The sequence below is a fragment of the Saccharospirillaceae bacterium genome (genome assembly GCA_022448365.1).
Classification (GTDB): domain Bacteria; phylum Pseudomonadota; class Gammaproteobacteria; order Pseudomonadales; family Oceanobacteraceae; genus Bacterioplanoides.
Map to the genome: position 1 here is coordinate 1 of JAKVCS010000017.1, position 4,133 is coordinate 4,133.

A 4,133-nucleotide genomic window follows, 5' to 3' on the forward strand; every position below is an offset into this window, starting at 1 on the left:
ACGGTGACTGGGGTCATTGATACCGTTGCACCAAGCTTAACCTTAACGGGCGTTGGGGCGGGCAGTGATGTGACGCCAACTTTAAGCGGCACAAGTAATGAAATCGGCGCGTTAGTAACTATCACAGTGACTGATAGTAACGGTGTGGTACAAACTTTCTCAGCCACAGTGGGCAGTAATGGAACCTGGACTAGCGAAGTGCCAAACGGTTTAGCCGAAGGTGATTACACTGTGTCAGCAACAGTGAGTGACGTGGCGGGCAATAGTACAACAATCAGTGCCTCAGGTAGTATTGATACGGTAAATCCTACAGTCGTTGTGAATGATAATGGCTTAAGTAATGATAATACCCCAACAATCAGCGGTACATCTACCGAGCCTGCGGGCACAATTGTAAATATTATAGTTACAGACAGTAATGGCGATAATTATAGTTTTACAGCTGTTGTAAGTGCTGCAGGCACATGGCAAACAGACGCATCTGAAATACCTGATGGTAACTATACAATTACTGCAACAATCACAGATGCTGCGGGTAATACAGGGAGTGATACAGGCTCAGGAACGATAGACACTACAGCGCCTCTCATTACAATCAACAATCTAGGCACAATTAACACCGCAACACCAACTATTAGTGGTACATCTTCGGAGCCAGCAGGCACCGTTATTTCACTTGTATTAACAGATACCAGTGGTGGTGAGATCAGTTTGACTGCAACCGTTGATGGTGCTGGTAATTGGTCTGTCACCTCTTCATCGTTAGCGAATGATGACTACAGCGTGGTTGCTACAGTAGAAGATGCAGCAGGAAATAGCGCCTCGGCAACAGAGAATTTCACCTTGAATACCAGTGCGCCTAGTATTTCAATTGATGCCCTAGGCCAAACGAACGATACAACGCCTACTATTTCAGGAACAACCAGTGCTCCTGACGGCAGTACGGTAACAGTGACTATAAATGATGGCACCAATCCAGTTGAAACACTGACAGTAAGTGTCTCAGGTGGTATTTGGACTGTTACTGCTAATAATGCATTAACTGAAGGGGATTTTACGGTTACTGCTAGCGTTACAGTAGGTGGCGTTGAAGGTACAGACTCTGCTGTAGGAACAATTGATTTAACCCCTCCTACCATTGCAATTAATGATATTGCACAAACCAATGATACAACCCCAACAATAAGTGGTACAACGGATGCACCGGTAGGAAGCACAGTTACAGTGATCATTACTGATTCACAAGGCAACCCACAAACTTTAGTCGCTACGGTATTAGCGAACGGAAGTTGGTCAGTGTCTGCAACCACTATACTGGCAGAAGGTAGTTTTACTGTTAATGCTTCAGTCACCGATGCAGCCGGTAATACCGGCACCGATAGTGCCACTGGTGAAATCGACATTACCGCACCGACGATTAGCCTTGATACCTTGGCCGATAGCAATGATGTGACACCGCTCATTAGTGGGCAAACCACTGGAGCGGCAGTGGGCAGCTTAGTGCTGCTTACTATCACTGACAGTGCCGGTAATGTACAAAGTGCGACAGCGACGGTGCAAGCGGATGGCAGTTGGTCTGTTGAGCCAAGTACGGCATTAGCCGAAGGGGATTATACCGTGGTGGCCACTGTGAGTGACGCGGCGGGTAACGAAGGCAGCGATACTGAAACAGGCACCATCGATGTGACGGCACCAACGATTAGCATTGATGCGCCAGCACTGACCAACGACAATACACCGACGGTCACTGGCACCTCAGACTTAGCCAATACCTCACTCGCCGTGACCTTTACCGATGCTGATGGTATCAGCCATAGCGTGACAGTCACCACAGATGCTTCAGGCAATTGGAGCGCCGAAGCAGGGCAAGCCTTAGCTGATGGCAACTACACAGTCAGTGCCAGTATCAGTGATGCAGCAGGTAATAACAGCAGTGCCAGTGACAGTGGTGAAGTCGACACCATTCCACCGGAGCTTGCTTTTGTGCCGACCTTCTTACTGGGTCAACTGGTGACCTTAAGTGGTACATCAGATTTACCCGCCGGTAGCACAGTGACCATCACCCAAACCTTATTAGGCGGTGGCAGTGTGACATATACGGCAACCACCGATGCCAATGGTGATTGGTCACTGACAGGATTAACCGTGCCGTTAGCGAACCTAGCGTCGATAACAGCCAGTGCATCGGATGCTGCAGGCAATGTACGTACTATCAGTTCAAGTGACTTTGATGGTACACCACCGACACTCACCGTTAATGTGGATGCAATAGGAAATGACAATACACCGCTCATCAGTGGTACCAGTGATGCAGGTGAAGGTGCACAAGTGACCGTGGTCGTCACCGATGCCAATGGTGATAGCAGCACCCTGACAGCGACAGTGGATGCCAGCGGTAATTGGTCAGTGAGTCCAACAACGGTCTTAGCTGATGGTCAATTTACTGTTGACGCCAGTGTGCGTGATGGGGTGGGTAACCTTACAGAAGAAACGGTGACTGGGGTCATTGATACCGTTGCACCAAGCTTAACCTTAACGGGCGTTGGGGCGGGCAGTGATGTGACGCCTGAGTTCACAGGACGCAGTAATGAAATTGGTGGCACGGTGACGGTAACGGTGACAGATAATGATGGCACCGTACAAACACTGACCGCAACCGTTGACAGTAGCGGTGATTGGCGCGTGGAAGTACCGAATGGACTCGCCGAAGGTGGCTACACTGTATCAGCAACAATTAGTGATGAAGCGGGTAACCCAACGACGGTCAATGCAACAGGCTCTATCGATACCACAACCCCAGTGGTGGTGGTTAACGACACTGGCTTGGGTAATGACAGCACGCCACTTATTACGGGCACCTCTACTGAGCCAGCAGGAACGGTAGTGAGCTTATCTATTGTGGATAGCAACAGCGATACACATACCGTCACAGCCACAGTGCAAGCCGATGGGTCGTGGCAAGCCACAGCACCGAGCTTGCCTGATGGCGCTTATACCGTGACAGCAACGATTGTTGATGCGGCAGGCAACGTTGGCACCGATACAGGCAGTGGCAGCATCGATACCTTGCCACCGAGCTTAGCGATAGACAGCTTGGGTACCATCAACGACGATACCCCAACAATCAGTGGGACCAGCAATGAGCCTGCGGGCAGTGTGGTTAACTTAAGTGTTTCAGACGGCACAAACACCTATACCTTTACAGCCACGGTACTGGGAGATGGCACATGGTCAGCAGATGTACCAAGCCCATTAAACAATGGCAGCATCAGCATTGATGCCAGTATCACCGATGCTGCGGGGAATGAAACAACCGCTAATGACACCGCGGTGCTGGATACCACCGCACCAAGTATCACGATTAATGTCATTGGCGAAACCAATGATACGACACCGACGATTAACGGCACCAGTGATGCGGTCAATGGCAGCGTAGTGACTGTGGTAATTGATGATGGTATCAACCCAGCAGAAACATTAACCACCACGGTTAATGGCGGAACATGGACAGTCACAGCAAGCAGTGCTTTGGCTGAAGGCGACTTTACAGTCACCGCAACCGTGACAGAAAACGGCATTGATGGAACGGCCACACGAACAGGTATCATTGATACCACCATGCCAGCGATTGATATAAATGCATTAGACGTCACCAATGACACCACGCCAACAGTCAGTGGCACAGCCAGTGCCCCACAAGGCAGTACAGTCACTGTGGTCTTTACCGATGCAAACAACAACAGCCACACAGTCACTACCGTGATGCAAAGCAATGGCACCTGGTCAGTGGCGGCGAGCACATTGTTAGCAGAAGGAGAATACACGGTTACGGCGACGGTCAGTGATCAAGCAGGTAACCCAGCAACAGCCAGTGCCACTGGTGAAATCGACATTACCGCACCGACGATTAGCCTTGATACCTTGGCCGATAGTAATGATGTGACACCGCTCATCAGTGGGCAAACCACCGGAGCGGCAGTGGGCAGCTTAGTGCTGCTTACTATCACTGACAGTGCCGGTAATGTACAAAGTGCGACAGCGACGGTGCAAGCGGACGGCAGTTGGTCTGTTGAGCCAAGTACGGCATTAGCCGAAGGGGATTATACCGTGGTGGCCACCGTGAGCGACGCGGC

1 protein-coding gene is annotated in these 4,133 nt (G+C 50.4%); it reads left to right on the plus strand.

Annotation, left to right across the window (positions count from 1 at the left end; translation table 11 throughout):
* On the plus strand, positions 1-4,133 hold a 4,133-nt coding region (locus MK185_17610), incomplete at both ends, for an Ig-like domain-containing protein (GenBank protein MCH2042448.1).